Origin of the sequence: Vibrio azureus, from assembly GCF_002849855.1 — a bacterium.
Lineage (GTDB): Bacteria > Pseudomonadota > Gammaproteobacteria > Enterobacterales > Vibrionaceae > Vibrio > Vibrio azureus.
Window position 1 is genome coordinate 1,205,381 of the sequence record NZ_CP018617.1, and the last position, 22,566, is coordinate 1,227,946.

Annotated in this window: 18 protein-coding genes; 7 read left to right on the top strand and 11 right to left on the bottom strand. The window is 42.0% G+C overall.

What is annotated here, in order from left to right:
* From fre to luxC, 6 genes are all read right to left on the bottom strand, one after another.
* The gene (gene fre / locus BS333_RS19160) at positions 1-702 is read right to left on the bottom strand and encodes an NAD(P)H-flavin reductase (RefSeq protein ID WP_021711220.1); all 702 of its coding nucleotides are present in this window, start codon (positions 700-702) and stop codon (positions 1-3) included.
* An 86-nt stretch (positions 703-788) separates the two neighbouring features.
* Complete coding sequence (gene luxE, locus BS333_RS19165; RefSeq protein WP_033004323.1) at positions 789-1,928, bottom strand: long-chain-fatty-acid--protein ligase LuxE; 1,140 nt, start codon at positions 1,926-1,928, stop codon at positions 789-791.
* Positions 1,929-2,015: 87 nt separating this feature from the next.
* A complete protein-coding gene (gene luxB / locus BS333_RS19170) occupies positions 2,016-2,990 on the bottom strand; it encodes a luciferase subunit beta (protein ID WP_021711222.1) in 975 nt (324 codons plus the stop codon).
* Positions 2,991-3,016: 26 nt separating this feature from the next.
* Positions 3,017-4,084: a luciferase subunit alpha gene (luxA, locus tag BS333_RS19175; protein ID WP_021711223.1), complete on the bottom strand. Its 1,068-nt coding sequence runs from the start codon at positions 4,082-4,084 to the stop codon at positions 3,017-3,019.
* 34 nt (positions 4,085-4,118) lie between these two features.
* Positions 4,119-5,036: an acyl transferase gene (locus BS333_RS19180; RefSeq protein WP_021711224.1), complete on the bottom strand. Its 918-nt coding sequence runs from the start codon at positions 5,034-5,036 to the stop codon at positions 4,119-4,121.
* Between the two features lie 15 nt (positions 5,037-5,051).
* Complete coding sequence (gene luxC, locus BS333_RS19185) at positions 5,052-6,485, bottom strand: long-chain-fatty-acyl-CoA reductase LuxC (RefSeq protein WP_021711225.1); 1,434 nt, start codon at positions 6,483-6,485, stop codon at positions 5,052-5,054.
* A gap of 556 nt (positions 6,486-7,041) precedes the next feature.
* Here luxC and BS333_RS19190 point away from each other — a divergent pair.
* From BS333_RS19190 to BS333_RS19205, 4 genes are all read left to right on the top strand, one after another.
* Complete coding sequence (locus tag BS333_RS19190) at positions 7,042-9,147, top strand: LruC domain-containing protein (protein WP_021711226.1); 2,106 nt, start codon at positions 7,042-7,044, stop codon at positions 9,145-9,147.
* A gap of 12 nt (positions 9,148-9,159) precedes the next feature.
* Entirely contained in the window at positions 9,160-9,600 is a 441-nt protein-coding gene (locus BS333_RS19195) for a hypothetical protein (RefSeq protein WP_021711227.1), read from the top strand.
* 199 nt (positions 9,601-9,799) lie between these two features.
* Positions 9,800-10,120, top strand: coding sequence for a hypothetical protein (locus BS333_RS19200; protein ID WP_021711228.1), 321 nt, complete (start codon positions 9,800-9,802; stop codon positions 10,118-10,120).
* Positions 10,121-10,225: 105 nt separating this feature from the next.
* The gene (locus tag BS333_RS19205) at positions 10,226-11,059 is read left to right on the top strand and encodes a sulfurtransferase (protein ID WP_021711229.1); all 834 of its coding nucleotides are present in this window, start codon (positions 10,226-10,228) and stop codon (positions 11,057-11,059) included.
* Positions 11,060-11,293: 234 nt separating this feature from the next.
* Here the strand turns inward: BS333_RS19205 and BS333_RS19210 are convergent, their stop codons facing one another.
* The gene (locus tag BS333_RS19210; protein ID WP_021711230.1) at positions 11,294-12,298 is read right to left on the bottom strand and encodes a sugar-binding transcriptional regulator; all 1,005 of its coding nucleotides are present in this window, start codon (positions 12,296-12,298) and stop codon (positions 11,294-11,296) included.
* Between the two features lie 450 nt (positions 12,299-12,748).
* On the opposite strand from BS333_RS19210, the gene tal reads away from it, so the two are divergent.
* Together tal and tkt are read left to right on the top strand one after the other, a co-directional pair.
* Positions 12,749-13,699: a transaldolase gene (gene tal / locus BS333_RS19215; protein ID WP_021711231.1), complete on the top strand. Its 951-nt coding sequence runs from the start codon at positions 12,749-12,751 to the stop codon at positions 13,697-13,699.
* Positions 13,700-13,778: 79 nt separating this feature from the next.
* Complete coding sequence (gene tkt / locus BS333_RS19220) at positions 13,779-15,770, top strand: transketolase (RefSeq protein ID WP_101903958.1); 1,992 nt, start codon at positions 13,779-13,781, stop codon at positions 15,768-15,770.
* A gap of 147 nt (positions 15,771-15,917) precedes the next feature.
* On the opposite strand, the gene BS333_RS19225 is transcribed toward tkt, so the two are convergent.
* Together BS333_RS19225 and aroG are read right to left on the bottom strand one after the other, a co-directional pair.
* Complete coding sequence (locus BS333_RS19225; RefSeq protein ID WP_021711425.1) at positions 15,918-17,480, bottom strand: methyl-accepting chemotaxis protein; 1,563 nt, start codon at positions 17,478-17,480, stop codon at positions 15,918-15,920.
* Positions 17,481-17,888: 408 nt separating this feature from the next.
* Positions 17,889-18,941, bottom strand: coding sequence for a 3-deoxy-7-phosphoheptulonate synthase AroG (aroG, locus tag BS333_RS19230; RefSeq protein ID WP_021711426.1), 1,053 nt, complete (start codon positions 18,939-18,941; stop codon positions 17,889-17,891).
* Between the two features lie 581 nt (positions 18,942-19,522).
* On the opposite strand from aroG, the gene BS333_RS19240 reads away from it, so the two are divergent.
* Positions 19,523-20,500: an OmpA family protein gene (locus BS333_RS19240; RefSeq protein ID WP_021711427.1), complete on the top strand. Its 978-nt coding sequence runs from the start codon at positions 19,523-19,525 to the stop codon at positions 20,498-20,500.
* A 132-nt stretch (positions 20,501-20,632) separates the two neighbouring features.
* Here BS333_RS19240 and cyoE read toward each other — a convergent pair whose 3' ends face one another.
* Together cyoE and BS333_RS19250 are read right to left on the bottom strand one after the other, a co-directional pair.
* Positions 20,633-21,541: a heme o synthase gene (gene cyoE / locus BS333_RS19245; RefSeq protein ID WP_021711428.1), complete on the bottom strand. Its 909-nt coding sequence runs from the start codon at positions 21,539-21,541 to the stop codon at positions 20,633-20,635.
* Positions 21,534-22,559, bottom strand: a complete 1,026-nt coding sequence (locus BS333_RS19250; protein WP_021711429.1) for a COX15/CtaA family protein — start codon at positions 22,557-22,559, stop codon at positions 21,534-21,536. Before BS333_RS19250 ends, cyoE begins: the two co-directional genes overlap by 8 nt.
* Positions 22,560-22,566 lie beyond the last annotated feature (7 nt).

Sequence of the window (22,566 nt, forward strand, 5' to 3'; positions counted from 1 at the left end):
TTACAGATAAGCAAACTCATCAGCATATAATTGCTCAGGCTCTGCACCTCTTTCTCTACAGAACCACTTCCGGGCCATTTCAACCATGCGATTTGGGCCACATAAATAAATATCAAACTCAGATAAATTACTAAAATCACTCATAACAAAATCAAGGACTCGCCCCTGCTTGGTATATTGAGGAGTAGTCGACGTTTCAGTAATGGGGACATAGCTAACATTTTTATGTTCCAGAACAATGTCGATAAGTTCTTCGTGAACATATAAGTCTTCCATATCTTTTGCCCCCCAATAAACATAAATAGGCTGGGTGAACCCTTGATTTAAGCTATGTTTCAAAATACTTAATATGTACGACATACCAGTACCACTGGCGATAAGAAGTAAAGGGTTTTCACTTTGATTGCGTAGCCACGCGTCTCCTTGTGCTTCACTTAATATTACTTTTTTACCTCGAAGCCATGCACGATGAAGCTCACCCATAATGACGTTGTCTCTTGCTATCACATCAGAACCGCCAATATGCAATTCCACTAAGTCATTGTCTGAGGGGCAAGACGCAATAGAAAAAGGCAAACTTCCAAAGCTTAAGCTAACGTTAAGGTGCTGCCCTGCTTTATAAGTGAGCTCCTGTCCCGGTTTAAATAAAACTCGAAATATCTGATTCGATAACGGCTCTATCTTCTCTATCGTACACAACATAATTCAGCCTTCCTTGCTGTATTTAGTTTCTTGAGAATCAGTTTTTAAACACTAGCTTTGCCGATGTTACTTTTGTAAATAAACCTTTATTGTCCTTCCTCGTTATTTTTCGCCTTAAATGCTTGCGATAAGCTCAGCGCACAACCTTTTACTCCTCGGGTATTCACTCTTCGCACAATTTCAATCGTGGTCCCAGGACGTTCACCCTCTTCTTCTCTAACAATACCGATGTCATCGGTAACCAAGAAACATGGATAACTGACTGCAGAAGCATCCATATAGCTCATCAGTCCTTGTTCGCCATGAGGTAATGGAGTAAGAGTGACAGGATCTAAGGCTCTTGCATATACCCATGGTGGTACACGCTTTTGGTGATCCGAATCTTCAAAAAAGCATGTATTCAACTCGACTTGGTTAAAGGTATCTCTTACTTGACGATCACTAGCTAAAGAAAATGTTTCCATTAAAAGTTGGTTAAATTCTTCTCGATTGAGTGATTCATTTTGGTGTTTTTTCCATCCTCCACCTGTGATGATATACAGCTCAGAGCCACCATCAAAAGTTCGTCCCTCTTCTTGCAGAAAACGGCACAATAGGTAAATAAAATACGGTGGGCCAATCAAACAAATGGTTTTTCCTGATTTTTTGATTCGCTCCATATTTGCAATTGTTGCTTCAAAATCGATTTGATCATCATTTACAGTAAAAGCCGTTGGATAGAGCAGTTCAACGAGACTCATTACGTATTTGAACCAAATATTATTGGCATTAAATCGATCTGGCCCTAAATTGACTAACTCCATCTGGTGATCAAACCAATCTCCGACATATTTCATACCGAAGTTTACAGAGCCAAGTAAGCGTTCAATACTAAGTCGGTCTCTCGCAACAATACTTTTCACGCCGCTGGTACCACTACTTGTAAAAGAATTTTCAATCGACTCTTCTTCCACAGTGACTAACGTTTTTAACTTAAAAATAGAGGTCGGGAACACGGGTATATCATTTAAGTCATTGACGTTCTCGTTTACCCCAAGCTTTTGGCAAAAGTTTCTATAGTCCTCATTATGATGATAATGGTATTTATACGCTTCTTTCACTAAGCTGTTTGTCAGGTCTTTTTGCTGTTGTAATGACCATTGTTCTGGTGTACCCATGAAAATCAGGTCATCGATTTCAGTGCTGGCGGCGATATTTTCCTGTTTTACCGCTGAAATTACGTCCATATACATACCTATAATAACTGAGCGCGATGGCGCTTAAGAAAGGGTAATGAAAGGGGCAGTCACCTACCCCTAATAGTTGCATCAGCTCTAAGAGTGGTATTTACCAATATTATCGTTTACCACATCAATCACAGCTCGCTGTTGAGCTTTGTCTTCGATTGATTCAAATGACATCAGAACATCAGATGCACCACAACATTCGATTGCCAGTCGAGCAGCTGCGGTACTTTCTTCATAAGTACCCACAGCACACTCAGCTAACAGCTCTGCCATCTTCACTTCAAAATCACAGCAAGCATGTGTATCTCTGACGTAATCTTCAAGATAAAGACGTGTTTCAAGTCGCGCTTTCTCTCCGTCTACATTCTGGTTCACAAGAAGTGTCAGCTTATGTCTAACGTTATTAACATCAACACCATTTTGCTCTGCTACCTCACGATACAAATTGGCATATTCTTGACGAACCGCATTCGAATCATCCCATTTAAAAATAAGAGGAATCGCTTTCTTAGCCGCCCATTTGACAATATCTTTGTTTGTTGCACTTACAAATTGTTTTGGTCCACCCTCTGTGTAAGCATGTGGATTGACCGAGATCTTAGGGAAGCTGTAGAAATCATTATTTGGATGACAATAACCGGTTGTCAAAGCGTCATTAATAATGTCATAGCACTCGTTAAATAGTTCAAATTGACGATCAACGGGACGATTAAAGAAGCTGACATCGGAGCTTTTTTCGCAATCACTAAAGCCAAAAGTAAAACGTCCTTCACTAACTTGATCCAACAAACAAGCCTCTTCAGCAACGCGAACTGGATGGTGAGTTGTGATCACATGATTCAGCGAAGCTACCTTGATATTTTGCGTCATACCAAGTAAAAAGCCTGCCACTGTCAATGGTGCCCCTACTGCACCATGGTTGTTAAAATGGTTCTCAGCAACAGCAACAGTATCAAAATGCAGTTTATCAACATAATTAACTGTATCCAGCATCTCTTCCAGAACCAATTCTGAAGAGCGCTGTGAATTTATAAAGTTGAGGAAGAATAATCCAAATTTCATGTCTCTATCCTTATTGAAAATATTAATTACTGCTTCTCTTTGAGATATGGCATTACATCCGACTCGAATCGCTTCATACATGCGATGATTTCTTCTTCAGAGCCATTTGCTTCAAAGCCACAGCAAATATTGCTAATCCCTGTAATATCAATATCTTTTTGGATAATTTCAATACACTCCTCAGGCGTGCCAACTGGGTTGATTTCATAGCTGTAGTCGATACGACGGTTGGTGTCTTTGTGCCCTTTTAGAACAAAGTCTCGCCACTGGCCTTTGTTAAAGTCATAACCTTGTATCTGGTTGGAATCATCAAAAATTGTTGTCGCATTCACATAAGAGTCATACCAGTGCGCAAGGAAAGCGCGGCATTTCTCTTTCGCTTTATTGGAATCTGCATCAACTGACGTGATATAGGATAAGCAGTGGTCCACTTTGGTGTAGTCATGACCATTTTCAGCAGCAACTTCATTATAAAGATCAAGCTGAGCTTTCTTTTCAGTCGCATTAATGATCCAGCTTAAGATCATCGGTAAACCACGCTCTGCAGCCCATTCAGTGGTAGACGCAGACTCTGCCACAACATAAACAGGTGCGCCGCCTTTGGTGTATGAACTCGGGTTTAATTGAACTTTAGGAAACTTGATGTGCTCACTATCAGAAGACATGTAACCTTCTTTGAAGCCTTCTGTCATGAGGTCGTACCAACAATCCATCAATGCTCGGCTGTTGCTCATGTCCGTACCAAAGACTCGGAAATCTTTGTTGTACAGGCCACGACAAATACCAAACATAAAGCGCCCTTTAGACATTTGGTCTAATAGATTGACGTCCTCTGCTTGCCTTACCGGATGAGCCGTTGGTAAAACAATGGCAGCAGTACCAACATTCAGAGTTTTGGTTGCACCAAGTAAGTTCGCAGCAGCAACATAGGGGTTTCCTAGTAAGCCAAACTCCGTAAAGTGGTGTTCCAATAGCCAAACAGTATCAAAGCCACATTCTTCTGATGCTTTGCCAATGTTAACCATTCTCTTCATCACTTCTGACTGAGATAACTCAGGTGGTTGATAAGTGAGAAGGAAGTTTCCAAATTTCATAGTCTTTCCTTAATTGTTGGTGTAGCAATGAGAACTAAGCCATTTCAGGCGCTCGATTTTCAATTTCAGCTTTAAGACGGCGTTCATTCACCGTCGCGATGGTAAGTTGCTCAAAGTCTGGCTCTACCAAGTCCACGGCGATCTCTAAACTGCCATTGTCCATAGCGATCGCTGCTTTCGTTACAGATTGATAGAAGTTTCTCAGAACAACTAAGTTTTCTCCTAAGTCATGAGAACTGCCGAGCAAAGAATAAAGTTTGCAGTTACCACTACTTATGTTGGATAACATCTCATACACTTCTTCTTGCTTAACCCAATCATCATTATTTGCAGTAAAAGCAATCAACGGGACAGAAGTGCTTTGAACTCTTTGTAGCGTTGTATCTAAGGTGTCCCAGTTTTGTTCAAAACAGTCTCGAACAAAAACTTCTGCACCAAGCTTATGACCTTCAAAATCGAGATCATCAGGTAACTCGTTAATCGGTAGGCTGAGGTAATCAAAACCCAGTGCTTTTCCCAAGGTATCGCGTAAATTCACTACGCCGACCGCCGTGATTAGAAAAGACAAATCAAGATCAGCGACGACCTCATAAGCGACTCGAGCAGAAAGGCTCGCGGCAATTAAGCCAATATTGGGTGCACCTAGATGCTTGATCCATTGATAAACGGTGCACAGACTCTTCTTACCTGTCGTCATCGTGAATTCATCAATAGTGCCTGAGCTCAAACCTACATGGTGCAATGAGTCATAACGAAAAACATGGAAGCCATTTTCGGATAAATATTCTGCTAGCCCTGCAAAATGATCCATTCTTCGAGCAAACCCTGAAGCAATTAAAATTGTACTATTTCTTGGTGGCGTTTTATCTTTAGGTGGTGTTTCCCAAATATGAATTTCCTGACCACCATCAACATATAAAACATGATTGATAGTCCTGCATTGATTGTTCATTTTAAACTTCCTTATTTAAGGGACAAAAACCAAGAATTTATCTTCTTCCAGAAAACGAGTTTGCTCTATTTCTACGGATACATCCTTAGTGGTAAAGGTATATGGTCTTTCATGAGATACAAATCGAACTAAACGTTGTAATGGACGCATTGCATCATGCGCGCCACCAACCCTAAATATATTATTCATTCCAGATTCAACAATTCTTTCCACTCCTTTTTCACCAAACAAATCTCGATATTTTTTAGAAGATTCCCAAGGGAAGAAAGAAATAGTTTGAGTTTTATGTTTCTCTATAAAACTCAGCACATCTTTAACCTCTTCAATCTTGTGTATATAAACACATCGACTCAATGGCTGATTGATTTCCACGCCAGGGTTGGATTCAATAACCATCCATTTGTTTTTTATATTAGATAAAACATTTAAACCTGAAAATTGGCACTCTAGTCGAGTAAATGAGAAGAGTGCATCATCATCGAAGCTTTGTTTTTTCTTAGGTAGAATTTCTTCATACAGATTGAGTTTTTCGATCAACTTAACCTTAAACTCCTCATATTTTTCACCAGAAAAATAAATATTCTGCGTAGAGAAACAAGCACTTTGATCGTAAAAGCAAACATCGTGAGCAACACCAGATGCCGCCGCCTCCAAATCCTGCGGGTCATCCAGTACAGTGAAGCTTTTCTTCGGTCCAAATTTCAAGATATCAATATGAGCCGGAGCATGTTTTACTGCCCACTCAATCGCCGATTCTCCACCCCAAGCAGCTACAACATCCACTTGACTAATGATTTCTTTTGCCTTTAATGCTTCTCCCTCATGAGGCCAGTACATAACAGATAGAGAGCGGGAAATCGGATGATGTGCGTCGACATCAATAAAGCTCATTGCTAAAGCATGAGCCGTAAATGGATCAGACGCTGAAACACGAATAATATTCTGATTTTTTGTCAAGATACCTCTTAATATTGAGGTGACACCAGCTAATGGAACATTTCCAGCCAGTAAATGTAATAAACGCCCTTTTGGAAAAGCTTTTACGTAACATTCACCTTGTGGATACCATTCATCTTGAATATGGGTTGAACCTAGCTCGGTTTCTATAATATCGTATAGCGCACTTTTCGAACAAAGAAGCATTGCAATCCAGTTCGCTTCTAATTTCGCCATTTGAGGTGAATAACCTAAAAAGGTGATAAGGGAACGAATATAAGCTCTTCTTCTAGAGTACTCTTCATTTTTCCAACGCTGACCAACTGTGTAAATAAAATTGATTATTTCATTGACACTTTTAGATATATTACTTCCAGAACTAAATATCTCTGAAACATCAATAGATTCTAAGCTAGGCAATTTCACAGACGCATCATTAAACTTCAATTGATAATAATCATCAAAGTCAGATAACACGCGTCCATTTATAATCAGGGGAAGGTTTTTTTCCATAATAATTCAGCTCCTCTTATCGTTAATTCAATCTAGTAAGAAGAGTAATAAATGGAAAGTAGATGAAAAATTTTTAAGTATAAACTTAACGAATGTCTGATTTTAAAGTCAATTTAATGTCTTTAATAGCAGTAGAATTAAAAATGCTTATTATCTCATTATGTTTAAAACAAGGGGTTAAAATATAGATTCTGACAATAAATGAGAGTTAGAATCGACTTATAGTAACAAAATTGATTTTAGGTGAAATTTATATTTAAGTATACAAGCACTTAAAATAACCATCATAAAATTGTGAATATTAAAAGTTAGAGAAACAAAAAAATAACTCCAACCTAATTTACGAAAGATCTAAAAGGTTAGATCAACGAAAAAAAGATTTTTTTGTAGTAATGAAATATCACCTTGTGAAACCAGCACTAAAACCTCTCGCTTTTTGAATATCAAAAAAAGAATCATACAAGGGTTAAAAATATAATAACTTATAAAACAGTAGCTTATATCTGGCATGTTTTTTTCATGTCTTGCCTTACTATCCACACAACAGGACTCACTTATGAAACATCTGCCTACCTCAGTTGGTGTGCTCGGAATGCTGATGGCAAGTTCAGCACTCAATGCGACACCTTTTTCAACTTGCCCTAGCGAAGCATACCTGATTCAGGGCCAGCCAGCTTCGGTAAATGCAGTCAACTTAGTAACGGGTACCTATTCTGAAGTTGCTGCTAACATAGGCCTTGGCGATTCAAAGTTCAATGCTGCGGGTTTCAATCAATCTGACGGCTACATATATGGTAATGATGGTGAGCACCTTCGCTTCCTTCGTATGGGAAGTGACTTTCAAGCAGAGGTTCTAAACGTCAGTAATCATCCCAACTACAATTTCTCAGCTGGGGACGTATATAACAACCACCTTTATTTGTACAAATCCTCGAAGGGTATCTTCAAAATTGCTCTCGCCCCTCTCGCTTCTGATCCTTCTGCATCTCTATCGATAGTGACGGTAAAAAGCTACAATTCAACAAAAGCCTCTCACGCTGATATTGCTATACATCCTATTACTGGGGTGATGTACGGTATTGATAACAATACAGGTATCCTATATGAATACCAATTATCAAACGGCAGCAAGACGAACAGAGGTCATACTGGTCTAGGTGGTGATGTATTCGGGGCTCTATATTTTGATGGTGCGGGTTACTTGTACGCTGCGAGCAACAATACGGGTGATATATATCGTGTCAACCTAAGTACTCCTGGTGATTTTTCTGATATTGCTGGCACCTACTTTGCCACTGGTCCTGCTTCAGGGAGTAACGACGGCGCTCGATGTGCTACTGCACCTTTAGTTGCAAGCAGCTCAAATATTGATTTTGGTGATGCACCTGACTCTTACGACACTCTTATCTCTTCAAATGGCCCGCGTCATGAGCTTAATGGCATTACGTTTCTTGGTTCCAGTCCAGCAGATGGTGACCCTGATGGGCAAGCAGATGACAACCTTTCAGGTAATGCCGACGAAGATGGCGTAGGCTTTGTTTCCGCCCTTGACCCTGGTTTGAGTTCTGTCATCACCGTCAATGCATCAACCACAGGCTATCTATCTGCTTGGTTTGACTGGAACCGAGACGGCGATTTTTTAGATCCTGGTGAACAAGTCTTTACCGATGAACTTCTCAGCGCAGGCACCAATGTAATGCCATTTGTGGTCTCTACATCTGCAACAGCAGGCGCAAGTTGGAGCCGTTTCCGCTTTAGCCAAGAAACAGGGTTAAGCTACAATGGCGGTTCAACTTCTGGTGAAGTAGAGGATCACCCAATTACGATCACAAATAACGGTTACTCCATTGAGTACTTCCCAAGTGCAAACAGCTTCGCTACGGTTGCATTTGAAGATAACTGGCCGTACACCGTCGATTACGATATGAATGACGTTGTCGTCAAGTTCCGTATCACCGAGATGCTTCTTGCCAGTCATATTGAAAACATCCAAATCACCGGTGATTTAGCTGCCTATGGTGCTAGTTACAAAAACGGGTTTGCGATTCGTCTTCCTGGCATAGATAAGAGCATTATTGAAACGGGGCTAACAACGCTCTCCATTAATGGTGTCGAACAAGCAACAAGCGGGCTAGAAGCCATTTCTAATGAAGCGATCTTCATCATTGATGATAACTTGAGTGACTTTGCTTCAAGCAGCTGTGACTATTTCCGAACAGAGTCAGGTTGTACCGACAGCATTGCCCTTAACTTTACTCTTAATATCTACTTTACTGAAGACTCTGACCGTTCTGGACTTCAAACTAAGCCATACGACCCATTCATCTTTGCAACACCAGACGAATACCACGGTGAAGGCATTTCTTTCCAACCTGGTCGTAAATGGGAAGTACATTTACCTGGTCAAGCACCAACCGAACAATTCGATACTAGCCTATTCGGCATAGGGCTGGATGCAAGTAACAGTGGTACGAATAACTACTTTAAAACAGCAACCTATCTGCCATGGGCTCTATTAATTGTCGAAGATTGGAAGTGGCCTTTAGAGCGTGTAGACATGGTCGTAGCCTATCCAGAATTCAAAACATGGGCTGAATCAGGTGGTGTTCAAAGTACAAACTGGCATGAATCACCAACAACAGCTAAATGCTACATTCCATAGGGAGAGAAGAGTATGAAAATTCTATTCACGATATTAATGGGATTAGTGTTAACCGCTTGTGGTGGAGATGGTGGGAGCTCTGGCTCTTCCACACCGCCGATCAGTGTAACACCGGAAGCTCAACCAGAAGTCACCATGACAGATTTGGTTGTACCAGATGACTTTAACTTTAATCCTGTAACAGAGAGCTCTTTAGAAGTTGATATTAGCGGTTTAACAACGCAGCGAGCTCACTTAAGTCTCTACAAATCGTTTACTAATGACGACAATGCAGGTTATGTGGCGAACTATGCTTCCAAAGTTGCTTCTGTTCCTTTGAGCGATGGAGTGGCAAACTTTGATTACACCATTTCTGACAATCAAGGGGAAATGCTGGTAGAGATTTGGTTTTACGATGGGTCAGATCCTATTCAAAAAGTTATCTCTGCGGGTAATTCAAGCGTTGTGATGTAGAATGCACCTAGCATAGTACATTTGTTACAACGACTAAATAAATCGCATGCCTCACAAAGCATGCGATTTTTATTTGCCACTCGTACATACCCAATTAATATTTATACTCAAGTGACCTCGCTCTGAATCAAGCACCTTGAGGTCACTTGGGGGGATAAGCTCACTCATCAACGACAAAAGCGCTCTAACGACATTTATCATGAACACACCCAAGAAATACCTTTCTGCTTTCTTATTCACGGTCATTATTGCGGGTTTACTTTTTTACTATGCCTCACTAGGAAAAAGCACCCCAATATCAGCTTTTGTGATCAATAATACCTTAACTCAATCACTCGATGGTCAAAGGCGTTATTTAACGGTACACTTTGAATCTATTGGACAAAGGCGTGTGCTCGTTCCGGTCACCGCTAACTGTCCTGAAAGCTTCCTAGTAACGTTTTCTCAAGTTCGTCGTCCTTTTATTGAACCTTCATTCACTTTTTTACACTGTAAGCCGCCAATACCATCGGCAAACTGACGACTTTCAGGGCTGTTTAATCGAATCAAAACGTTAGAACAAAAAATCATTCACTCAGCAACCGTTCAATAAGCAAACTATTTATTAAAAAGAAAGGAAAACATTATGAGCGCTCTTATTTCCGTCGATGAGTTACAGTCAATAATTGGACATAGTAATGTAAAGTGCTTGGATGCCAGTATTGCTTTCCAAATACCCTCAGAAACCACGAAAATACAAGATTGCTGGATTCCAGGAACACTTCGTTTTGATTATGACAACGTATTTTGCCAGCCTAATTCTCCTCTGCCTCATATGATGCCAACGGAAAATGATTTTAATGAACAAGCTCAGCAATTAGGTCTTAATCATGATGATATTCTTGTGGTCTACGACAATTCAGGCACTCTCGCCTCTCCTAGAGCTTGGTGGATGCTTAAGGCGATGGGCCATAAGAAAGTTCATGTTCTTAATGGAGGGCTGCCAGCTTGGATTGCAGCTGGTTTACCGACGCACTCATCCATCACAGAGTCACAATCAACAGGGGACTTCTGTGGCAAATTAGACCCAACCGCTTTTGTAGATGCACAAACGGTTCTCAGCCATGTTGACAATATAAGCGCTAATATTGTTGATGCTAGAGCTAAGCCTCGCTTCCTTGGACAAGTTGCAGAACCCAGAAAAGGGCTTAGAAGTGGTCATATCCCCCATTCATGTTGCCAGCCTTTCCAAGAACTGATTTCAAATGGAAAGATTAAAGACAACAGTGAACTTAAGCCCTTTTTCGATGCACTTAACCTCAAGCAAACTAAGCCGACTATTTTTAGCTGTGGCTCTGGTGTGACCGCATGTATTTTACTTCTCGCAGCGTATCAACTGGGCATAGAAAAGCTGTCTGTCTATGACGGTTCCTGGACAGAATGGGGCTCCAATGATACCTTCCCAATAGAGAAGGGCTAATGGCCTAAGATAAAAGGTTAAGCGCCTGAAATAAAGTATTAAGCTCTTGAAATAAAAGGTTAATCACTTGAAGTAAAGGATTAACCTCGCAATTATCTCAATACCTAGATCATATCGATACCTAAGTCATATCAAGACCTAAGTAAGCTCAAGATGCTGTACTCAACGAGACGGCATAGTTGAGCTGCTTGGGTACAGTAAGCAACTCTTAAAGTACATTGAGACAAAGAAGCTCTAGCTTGTAAATAAATCACTCTTCGCTTGCATTTGCTCATCAAGATTAAGCACCGTCAAAGCATTACTCACGCTTGTCGCGATGACATCAATCACACCTGTACGTAAAGCACCTAATAGTGCTAAAGGCTTACTGTTTTCGGCAGCAATAGCAATCACCTCGGCAATTGGCCTAAACTCTTCGATGCCCAAGCCAATCACTCGATCACTCATCACTGTATTAGCCACTCTGCCATGAATGTCAAAAAAGTCATACCCCGCGAAGTCTCCTATTACTCCTTGAGTTAAACGGGACTGGACGACTTCTTCTGGTGTAAACCATCCAAGGTCAACCATGTAGCTATTTTCATTCATATCACCCACCCCTACGAGGGCAATATCGGCTTTGCGGGCTAAATCTAAGGTTTGTTTAACCGTTGCATTTTGCATAAAAGCCATTTTTTGCTCAAGATTTTCCGCATAAGCAGGCGCATAAAGTGTTTCAGAGCTACCACCATATTTCTTGGCAAATTGCCGACAGATATGATCGGCATTGTACTTACCACCACGAGGGTGAATTCCTCCAATACCACAAACAAATTTACAATCCCTTGGGGTGATCACACCGATATGATGAGCCACTGAGGAGACATTCCTTCCCTGCCCAACCGCCACTACCATGCCATTTTTCAGTGAGCTTGTTAAATAATTCGAGACAAGGCCGGAGACTTGTAAGCGCTGTGCATCTTCGTTAGGTTGATCCAGTGCTACCAAAGCTCGTTTTACACCAAAACGTTCAATCAAGCGTTGCTCAATTTTAGCACTGAAGACCGGATGGTATTTCACCGTAATTTCAACAATGCCCTCATCACGCGCCTGCTTTAGCATTCGACCAACTTTTGCCCGTGATATCGCAAATTTTTTCGAAATCTCTTCTTGAGTTGCGCCATCCTGATAATAAGCGATAGACATTTCGGTCAGTAACTCTGTACTCTCAACAGTAATTTCTTGATTTGAATGACTCATGCCATACTCTTCTATAAGTCTGCATTAAAGCAAAATGCTCATGCACCTAGGGTCTGCTGACTTTTTGCAGTCAAATTTTGCGCAATCAATCAACAAATATTCATTAATTTAGCCGTAACTTTTGCTCACATCAAGAACATTTGCTCAGTTAAATTTCGTTTCTCACAATAGCACCCTTTGCAACTTCATCTCTAAAGTAAACGATTACTTTGATATTTAATTCACACCTCATAAAAAAACGTTGATAAAGTTTCGTTTAAATCGTTTTCCATGATTGACTTTCCTTATAGATAAGATAAATATGGATACATCATTTACTCAGCTACTGAGCAATTGTTCAGAAATGATTGAGTATTCGCTTTTTGAACAGCGAGCTTAAATAAAGCAAGCTGGCCTAGAAACAAATAAGCCGTGGCAAAGTGAGCCACTCTTTAAATAGGATGAACGATTATGAGCAACAAGTTAGAGCAACTTCGTAAACTAACCACAGTCGTCGCAGACACTGGCGAAATTGACGCAATCAAAAAATACCAACCAGAAGATGCGACAACGAACCCATCTCTTATCCTAAAAGCGGCTCAAATTGAAGAGTACGCTCCTCTAATCGACGCTTCTATTGAATACGCAAAAGCACAAAGCAACGATAAAGCACAACAAGTTCAAGACACTTGTGACATGCTTGCAGTAAACATCGGTAAAGAGATTCTAAAAACGATTCCTGGTCGTATCTCAACAGAAGTAGACGCTCGTCTATCTTATGATACGGAAGGCAGCGTAGCGAAAGCACGCCAGCTAGTAAAAATGTACAACGACGCAGGCATCACTAACGACCGCATCCTAATCAAACTGGCTTCTACTTGGGAAGGTATCCGCGCTGCAGAGATCCTCGAAAAAGAAGGCATCAACTGTAATCTAACCCTTCTATTCTCTTTTGCTCAGGCTCGTGCTTGTGCTGAAGCTGGCGTATTCTTAATCTCTCCATTCGTTGGTCGTATCATGGACTGGTATAAAGCGAGAGAAGGTCGTGACTTCGAAGCTCAAGAAGATCCAGGCGTAATCTCTGTAACAAGTATCTACAACTACTACAAAGAGTACGGCTACAACACGGTAGTGATGGGCGCAAGCTTCCGTAACATCGGCGAAATTCTAGAACTTGCAGGTTGTGACCGTCTCACTATCGCTCCAGCTTTACTTGCTGAATTGGAAGCAGCAGAAGGTGAAGTCGTTGAGAAGCTGGTTGACTCTAAAGGTGCGAAAGAGCGCCCAGCAGCAATGACTCACGCTGAATTCCTATGGGATCATAACCAAGATGCAATGGCTGTTGAAAAACTAGCTGAAGGTATCCGTAACTTCGCTATTGACCAAGGTAAACTAGAAGACATGATCGCAGCAAAGCTGTAATTTCACAGAATTAATCAAGGGGAACGTTGGCGTTCCCCTTTCAATTTCCAATTACAATATTGAAAGACTGGTAGTTATTATGGACCGCAAAAATCTAGCTAATGCTATTCGTGCACTAAGCATGGACGGTGTACAACAAGCAAACTCTGGCCACCCAGGTGCACCTATGGGCATGGCTGACATCGCTGAAGTTCTTTGGCGTTCTCACCTGAATCACAACCCATCAAATCCGGAATGGGCTGACCGCGACCGTTTTGTACTGTCTAACGGTCATGGCTCTATGCTGATCTATTCTCTACTGCACCTTGCAGGCTACGAGCTTTCTATCGACGATCTTAAGAACTTCCGCCAGCTTCATTCGAAGACCCCAGGTCACCCAGAATACGGCTACGCGCCTGGTATCGAAACAACAACGGGCCCTCTCGGTCAAGGCATCACTAACGCAGTGGGTATGGCAATGGCTGAGAAAGCACTAGCCGCTCAGTTCAACAAAGAAGGCCACGAGATTGTTAATCACTTTACTTATGCTTTCATGGGTGATGGCTGCTTGATGGAAGGTATTTCGCACGAGGCTTGCTCTCTTGCAGGTACACTAGGCCTTGGCAAACTGATCGCATTCTGGGATGACAACGGCATCTCTATCGACGGTCACGTTGAAGGTTGGTTCTCTGATGACACACCTAAACGTTTTGAAGCTTATGGTTGGCACGTCATTCCAGCGGTAGATGGTCACGATCCTGAAGCAATTAACGCTGCTATCATTGCTGCAAAAGCAGACCCACGCCCTACGCTTATCTGTACTAAAACGATCATCGGTTTTGGTTCTCCAAACAAATCGGGTTCACACGACTGTCACGGTGCGCCACTCGGTGCTGAAGAAATTGCAGCGACACGTAAAGAACTAGGTTGGGAACACGGTCCTTTTGAAATTCCGCAGGAAGTCTACGCAGAATGGTCAGCAAAAGAAGCAGGCGCAGCTAAGGAAGCTTCGTGGAACGAGAAACTTGCAGCTTATGAAGCAGCATACCCTGAGCTGGCCGCTGAATTCAAACGCCGCGTAAACGGTGAACTGCCTGCTGAATGGGAAGCAAAAGCAAACCAAATCATTGTTGACCTTCAAGCAAACCCTGCAAACATCGCATCACGTAAAGCTTCTCAAAACGCACTAGAAGCGTTTGGTCAAATGCTTCCGGAATTCATGGGCGGCTCTGCTGACCTAGCGCCGTCTAACCTAACCATGTGGTCTGGCTCTAAATCTCTAGAAGCAAACGACTTCTCTGGTAACTACATCCACTATGGTGTACGTGAATTCGGTATGACCGCGATCATGAACGGTATCGCGCTACACGGCGGTTTCGTGCCTTACGGCGCTACATTCCTAATGTTCATGGAGTACGCTCGTAATGCAATGCGCATGGCGGCTCTGATGAAAATTCAGAACATCCAGGTGTACACGCACGACTCTATCGGTCTTGGCGAAGATGGCCCAACTCACCAACCGGTTGAGCAAATGGCCTCTCTGCGTCTTACTCCAAACATGAGTACATGGCGTCCATGTGACCAAGTTGAGTCTGCAGTAGCATGGAAACTGGCGATTGAACGTAAAGACGCACCAACGGCACTGATTTTCTCTCGTCAAAACCTAGCGCAACAAGCACGTACAGCAGAGCAAGTCGCTGACATCGCGAAAGGTGCATACATCCTGAAAGACAGTGACGGCAAGCCAGAGCTGATCCTAATCGCGACAGGTTCTGAAGTTGAACTCGCAATGAAAGCAGCTGAGCAACTTACCACTGAAGGTAAGAAAGTACGCGTTGTTTCAATGCCATCTACTGATGCATTCGACAAGCAAGATGCTGCTTACCGTGAATCTGTACTACCATCAGACGTCACCGCTCGTATCGCAATCGAAGCGGGTATCGCTGACTTCTGGTACAAGTACGTAGGCTTTGACGGTCGCATCATTGGCATGACGACATTTGGTGAATCTGCGCCGGCAAATCAGCTGTTTGAAATGTTTGGTTTTACGGTAGAAAACGTCGTGAATACAGCAAACGAACTGCTTGCTTAATCACTGATTATTAGTTTCTTCTACTGCCTGTCTGATGGCTTTTGACAAGAAACAAAAAAAAGCCCCGTCATGAATGCGGGGCTTTTTTGTTATAGCAAACTCGTGATGACGTTAGCCTCGCTTGTGTTCAAGTCACTTTTCTCCAAATCACTTCTCCTCAAATTGATTAGCGAGTTGATAAAAGTCTTGCACTTGTTCTTTTAATTGTCTGCTGTTTTGCTCGACGGAGTTCGTCGCTGCAAGATTTTGCTCAGCAGTGGAGGCAATAGAGTGGATATGTTGATTCACGTCACTAGACAACTGAAGCTGTTTATCTGCAGAATCTGCTACGTCGACCATTAACCCGCTCATACTTTGCATCATTTCTTCTACCTCAGATAAACGCCGAGTGCTTTCTTCAGCCACTTTTGAACATGTATCCGTTTGCTCTTTATTGGCGAGGATCTCTTTTTGCCAACTTTGAATCGTATTCAGCATTGCTTCAAGAGAAGAATGAATTTGTTCCGTTGCACTAGACGTTCTGCCAGAAAGCGCTCTTACTTCGTCAGCTACAACGGCAAAGCCACGTCCTTGTTCACCCGCTCTGGCCGCTTCTATTGCCGCATTTAATGCCAATAAATTGGTTTGATCGGCAATACCAGCGATCTCTTCCATGAGATGACTTACCTTTTGCGCTTGATCACTCAGTTGATATGTCGTTTCCGTAGCTTGCTCAGCTTGTTGGCTCAATTGCGTTAAGTTGGTATGTGTTTGGTCAATGGTTTCTTTAGCCACGAGGCAAGACTTTAGTGTGTCATCAATCAATAGGTGCGCATCATGAGTACTCGATGAAACCGAATTTGCCGAGATTTGCATCGACTCAGCCGCATCACGAACTTGTTTGATGTTTTTATTTTGTTGATTAAGTGCAATGGAAGCTTCGGTTGTGGTCTGACTCAGCTCCTCAGCACAATCTTGTAATGGCAAAGCAGAGTCTGTCATCCGGCCTAACACTGTACGAATTCGAGCAGAAAGCAACTTTATATGATAATCAGCAATCGAAAATGGCTTATCCCCTGAATAAACCAAACGACTGATGCTATCGTATTGAGATTGCAACTTCTTAAACTGCAAGGGGGTATCAATAAGTTCATGACGAAATAGAGCTGCAAGCGTTCCTATCGGAAGCAATGCAGCAAGCCACGCCAATGGCCCGTCAAGTGTCAAGCCAAGACTTAAAGGTGGTGCAATTAATGCAGCGAAAAGAGTGAGATAACGTAGATTATCTTTACTCTTCCAACGTTTGGTATAAGGCCTTTTTTCCGCTTTCAAAAGATTTCGGTAAGCTTTCTGTGCCGCATTTACCCATACTTGCTTTGGTTTGACCCGTACAGACTGGTAACCCACGATCTGATGCGATTCATAAATTGGGGTAACATAGGCGTCTACCCAGTAATAACCCCCGGATTTAGTTTTGTTTTTCACGATCCCACGCCATGCTTTACCTTGCTTTAAATGTGCCCACATATCAGCAAAAGCCGCTTTCGGCATGTCATGGTGCCTCACAAGATTATGGTGCTGACCTAACATTTCCTCTTTGGTATATTCTGCAACGTCACAAAATGCATCGTTACAATAAGTAATAACGCCTTTAAGATCAGTTGTAGAAACTAACTCATCTGTTTCTTTAAGGTGTGTTTCTTTGTCGGTATGAGAATCTAAAGCAGGCATAGGATGAGACTTCTTGTTTTATTAATACATCGTTTGAAAACAGCGCCAAATTGGCTTCTTAGTCGCCGGTATTACTCACTTCAGCATATTCATTTTTTATCTAGGCTAAACAACAAAAAGCATACTGGTATGAGTGAGGTTACGCTTTTGTTTTGGCAAACCATGATAAAGGCGCTGAAATTGTTTTAAACAACAGGATGTTAAAGAAAAACACTCATGAAAGCGACAGGCAAAACACAAAATATTTACCCAGATAACATTACATCAACAGTTACTTTGGAAGATGTGAAGTTTTTCGCAAAAAAGAATTTACTCTACGGGGAGCGGCTTAGAACTAACAAAAAAGCCAGCATGTTACGCTGGCTTTACCTTCAATCATTTAGATATTATCCAAACTGGAAGTGGTTTCTATTTCTCACGACGAGCTTCTACAGCGTCCGCAAGCTGACGAAGAACCGTTTCAGTATCTTCCCAGCCAATGCATGCGTCAGTGATCGATTGGCCGTAATTGGCCGCCTTACCATTCACTAAGTCTTGACGACCTTCTACAAGGTGAGACTCGATCATCACACCAAAGATTGCGTCTTCACCACCAGCAATTTGTTCAGAAACATCATCTGAAACCAGCATTTGACGCTTAAATTGTTTAGAGCTGTTCGCATGACTGAAATCAATCATCACTTTCTTCGGTAAACCCGCTGATTCCAGTTCATCCTTAATTTGAGCAACATGCGCTGCGCTATAGTTTGGCTCTTTACCACCACGTAAGATAATGTGGCAGTCAGGGTTACCGGCGGTCTCGACAATGGCAGAGTGGCCATATTTAGTCACAGATAAGAAATGGTGTGACGCGCTTGCTGACCGAATCGCATCGCTCGCAATTTTAATATTACCGTCGGTACCATTTTTGAAACCAACTGGGCAAGATAAGCCTGATGCAAGCTCTCGGTGTACTTGAGATTCAGTTGTACGAGCACCGATCGCGCCCCAACTGATTAAATCTGCAACATACTGAGGTGTGATCATATCTAGGAATTCACTGGCGGTAGGCAAGCCCATGTCAGTAAGATCAAGCAGAAGTTTACGCCCTATTCTCAAACCATCATTGAGTTTGAACGTGTCATTCAAATAAGGGTCGTTGATTAATCCTTTCCAGCCTACCGTTGTTCTTGGCTTTTCAAAATAAACACGCATTACAACTTCAAGCTGCTCTCCGAGTTCATCACGTAAAACTTTCAGCTTTTTACCGTAAGCAACAGCAGCTTCAGGGTCATGAATCGAGCATGGGCCAACAATAACAAGCAATCGATCATCTTTGCCTTCTAATATGTTGTGAATGGCATTTCTACATTCAAATGTGGTCGAAGAAGCCGTCTCTGTTGCTGGAAATTTCTCTGTTACTGCAATAGGTGGCAACAACTCTTTTACTTGATTAATTCTTACATCATCGGTCTGAAACATTACTTCTACTTCCTAGTTACATCTGGCTGATTATTTGTCTTATTTAGCCGCATACAAAATGGCCCTGTCGGATGACGTATCAACCTTAAGCTCATTTACTTTCTTGGTATAGATAACTTATCGACTTAGAAGTAGAGTTTCAATCATTTTTTATCAAAAAATGCAAATAATCTCATTCGTTAATAACTAAATACAGCGTAAATAAAAACTTACACCCATTACTTGCGAGCATCTGCTGTAAATCGCCAATCAAACATGGATAACGCTCATAGCGCTGTGACTGAGTTTGTGATTTGACGATATAAATAAAAGACTCAAGAAATACACCGAAGCACAACATACTGACGCTGAGTTCACATAAGTCATTTAAAGCTAACCTAAGTTTTTCTTTGAATGAAAATTTTTTGACTATACTTTGAAGGTTTGTGATGAGGCTCGCGTCGCTTTTTGTAACACCGTCTAAGCTGTTGAAGCCTGTGTCCAAATCGAAATAATACTAAACAGGTATCTTAATACTACTTAGTACTTCCTGCCAATAAGGCTAAGTAGAAGTGAACATGTAATCAATACAAGGAAACACTATGAAAAAAGTAGCAATTGCAGTAGCAGCAGTGGTGGCTGGTGGTCTAATGAACTCTGCCCAAGCTGAGATGTACCTTGGGGGCAAATTAGGCATGACTAGTCTGGATAATGCTTGCTATCTAAACAGTCCTTGCGATGATGATGCGTTTGGCACTGGTTTGCATATCGGTTATGACTTTACAGATATGATCGCTCTTGAGTATGGAGTGGATTACCTCGGTAATTACGAAGGTAATTTCAAACACGCCAATACCGTTGACACTATTGATGGGCACCTGTGGGCACTTACACTAGCTCCTAAGCTTAACTGGCACGTAAATGACACCTGGAACTTATTTGCTAAGCTTGGTGGTGCATACATGATCTCAGGAAGCGAGAAAGACATCGTTCCTACTGGTTCTTTGGGTGCAGAGTACACTATCGATAATAACTGGAGTGTACGCGCGGAATACCAACGCTACCAAGGTTTCTCTGATAATGTGATCGACGATATGGACGCTGACTTCTTTGGTCTTGGTGTGAACTACCGTTTTGCTCCAGCTCCTGTTATCGCTGCTGTTGTGACAGAAGAAGTCATTGAAGTCGAGCCTGTTCTTCTTACTCGTACTCACAAAGAAGAATACGGTACAGGTACTTTTGAGTTTGACAGTGCTAAGTTAACAAACTCTGTGACCGAGCGCCTAAACAATCTTGCAAACTTCTTAAAAGAGTTTCAACAGGCTCAAGTAGAGATAACAGGTTACACGGATAACTCTGGCCCAGCAGCTTACAACCTTAAGCTTTCTGAGCGCCGTGCTCAAGCTGTTGCGGATTACCTAATCGCGACAGGTGTTAATGCAGACCGCTTTACTGTGACAGGTAAAGGTATGGAAGATCCTGTAGCGAGTAACAGCACTGCAGAAGGTCGTGAGAAAAACCGTCGTGTTGAGGTTGTGGTTCCTGAATTCCAATACGAAGAACTCGTTCAACCAGAATAATATAATTGGTTCAATGGGTTTCTTGGCCCATTTTATCATTAATTCGTAACTAAAGAGGGGCTTGATGCCCCTCTTCTTTTTTCGTCTACTCGTATCACCAATCTGCCCTTATCAAAGTAACCGTCAAGGGATTTAAACTATAACTTGAGCAATATAATGATCGGCTAACAAAGCGATAAACAGCCCCAATAAATGACCTATAGAAAACTTAAAGGTATCCATTGCAGTATTAGGTTCAGGAGAAAACTTGAGTTTCCATGCGTAATAAATAAAGCCACCGTTAAGGAGTAGAGCTGAAAATAAATAAATCATTCCAACCATGCCAACCAATACAGGTAAAATACAAACCAAGGTTAAAAGAACCGTGTACAAAAGTATGGATGTTTTTGTATATTCCACGCCATGAGTAACAGGCAACATTGGAATGTTCACTTTTCGATAATCCTCGACTCTATGAATCGCTAAAGCCCAAAAATGAGGCGGAGTCCAAATAAATATGATCATAACCAGTAGCCAGGCATTAGCATGCAGCTCACCCGTTACGGCAGTCCAACCCAATAATGGGGGCATTGCACCGGCAATACCGGCTATCACAATATTTTGTGGGGTAGCCCGTTTTAAGTAGAGTGTGTAAACCACAGCGTAACCCAGTAAACTTAATAACGTCATCCAAGCCGTTAATGGGTTAACCCATAGATAAAGTAACACAAAGCCAAAACAACCCAGAACGGAAGCAAAAGTGGTCACCGAGAAAGGGTTTACCTCTCCAGAAGGCAATGGCCGCTGATGAGTTCTGTCCATCTGTCTGTCAATTCGTCGGTCAATTAAGTGATTAAACGCAGCGGCTGAACCTGCCATGCAGCCGATGCCCGTTAAACCCAATATCGCCTCTAGCCATGGAAAATTGACGACAGGTGCAAGGCTCATTCCAACGATAGCTGTGATCAGCATAAGGAGCACAACCTTAGGTTTGGTCAGTTGCAAATAGGTTGACCAAGCTTTCTTACTGCTCTCTAACATTAAAATCGATTCATTATTCATAGCGAACTCCTTTCGCTTGAGCATACCGATAGGTATGACTTTGCCATATATAAAACTGACTCACACAAATCAAGGCCAGCATTAGAGCCGCCCCAAAGTTATGTGCAACGGCGACATAAATAGGTAACTGAAACAAGACATTGCTGATACCCAAAGCAATCTGACACAGAAGAACAAAGCCAAGCCAAAAGGCTATTTTTTTGGCTGAAGAAAACTGTTGTTGGTATAGCACCACAATGTAGCCTAGAACAACGGCGGCTGTAACCATAGCCCCGATACGATGGCTAACATGAATAGTCATGCGTGCCGGATAGTCCAACACACCAAATTCGTAACTATCAAACCCTGTTTGCCAAAAAGAAAACGCTTCTTTCCATGATAAATGTGCCTGCCAATTACCTTCACAAATTGGTAATGAGGTACACATAAGTGCGGCATAATTTGAGGAGGTCCAGCCTCCAAGTAAAATTTGCATGGTAACAATACCAAATGTAAACACTGACAGTAACTTGACCCCTTTTGAAACTGAAGCAACTGCCTCTAGAGGAGGAGAATGAGACTTCAATTGGCAATAAAAAACAGCTTGGAGTGCCAGTAGAGTAAAACCACCGAATAAATGCAGCATGACAATGCTTGGCATCAGTTTTAATGTCACCGTCCACATTCCTAAAGCGGCCTGACCTAAGACCAACAGACAAAGTAAAATTGGGATGGTTGCATCAACATCTTGCTTGTTTGTTGCCCATATAGCCATAACTAGGATAACAATCCCAAGTGAGCCAGCAAAATAACGATGAATCATTTCTAGCCAAGCTTTACCTTGCTCGACAGCCCTTTCAGGAAACAAAGCATTGGCTGTAGAGACCTCCTCTTGTGTTTGAGGGACAAGTAACTGCCCATAACACCCTGGCCAATCGGGACATCCCAAGCCAGCGTCAGCTAAACGAGTGTAGGCGCCCAGCATAATAACAACGAGCGTAAGACAAAGACTGAATTTCACTAAGTGCTCTAATCTCATGATTTCT